The 1,065-nt window shown below is 68.3% G+C and carries 1 protein-coding gene and 1 pseudogene; both read left to right on the top strand.

The window, feature by feature from the left end; translation table 11 throughout:
- Positions 1-618: pseudogene (locus AB0B89_RS36605) on the top strand (hypothetical protein); the annotation flags it as partial.
- Between the two features lie 62 nt (positions 619-680).
- Positions 681-908 (top strand): hypothetical protein, encoded by a 228-nt coding sequence (locus tag AB0B89_RS36600; protein ID WP_358562432.1) that lies wholly within the window; start codon positions 681-683, stop codon positions 906-908.
- The last annotated feature ends 157 nt before the right edge of the window (positions 909-1,065 follow it).

Here is a 1,065-nt window from a genome sequence, read left to right as displayed (position 1 = left end):
CGCGAGCGCCCCGTACGTGATCGTGGGCACGACACCGGACGTCTGGATGCCGTCCGACCTCGACGCCGCCGACGTACGGCTGGACACGCGCTCGGCTCCAAGCGGAACGGCATCGACTTCGCCGGCGACGAGGAGCCCAAGCGGTGGAAGGAGCTGCAGGCGTTCTATCTCGGCCAGCCGATCCGGCGGGCGATGAACGAGGCGGCCCAATCCCACGGGTGGAAGGCGTTGTACAACGACGCCAAGACCTACCAGGCGTGGGCCAGCGAAGTCGGCACCCTGGCAGGCAAGTACATCCAGGAGATCACCGGCGACTCGTTCTTCTGCGCGCCCACCTACGCCGGGACGGGCGAGTGCGGCTCCATGGTGCTCATCGTGCAAAAGCCGGTTCCCCCTGCCGGGCTTGAGGACGCCATGGCCGCCGAGCAGGCCGCCAAAGCGCAGAACGCGGCTCAGACCCAGATCAACACCAGGGTCCAGACGGAACTGAAGTCCCTGCGTGACCTGGCCAAGGTGCTCGGTAAGAACGGCGCCATCTTGTACAAGGCGATCCAGGACGGCCGCATCTCCATCGTTCCGGTCCCGACCGGCGGCGCCATCAACGTGACACCGAGGTGACCCTCCCCGGGCTCCCAGGCGGCAGGGAGTCCGGGGTTCTCAGCCCCCCCCAGGAGGACGACATGGCCAACCAGCAACCGCCCACGCTCCCCGACGACCTCCTCGAACGGCTCGGCGAGATGGTCCGAGACGTCTGGGTCGAGTGGGCCAAGCGGCAACCCGACCCCAAGGAGTCCTGGCTCATCCCCTGGGCTCAGCTCGACTCAGCTCAGCGTGAGGTCGACGTGCTCATCGGCCGCGCGTTGTACATGGCCGGCTACGAGGACGGCCTCCGTGACGGCCTGGCATAGCCGCCAGCCGCCCCCGCCCCCCAGGAGGAACCATGAAACCCACCCAATGGACCACCGGCATCATCCTCACCGAATGCCCCCACGAGCGATGGGTGGCCGAGTCCCGCCCCCCGCGGCCGTCCGGGCATGTTGTGCGCCGACCCCCTTGACCGTGATG

The organism is Sphaerisporangium sp. NPDC049002, from assembly GCF_040649355.1.
GTDB lineage: Bacteria > Actinomycetota > Actinomycetes > Streptosporangiales > Streptosporangiaceae > Sphaerisporangium.
The sequence above is the reverse complement of the archived record's forward strand: the minus strand, read 5'-3'. Positions and strand labels throughout refer to the sequence as shown.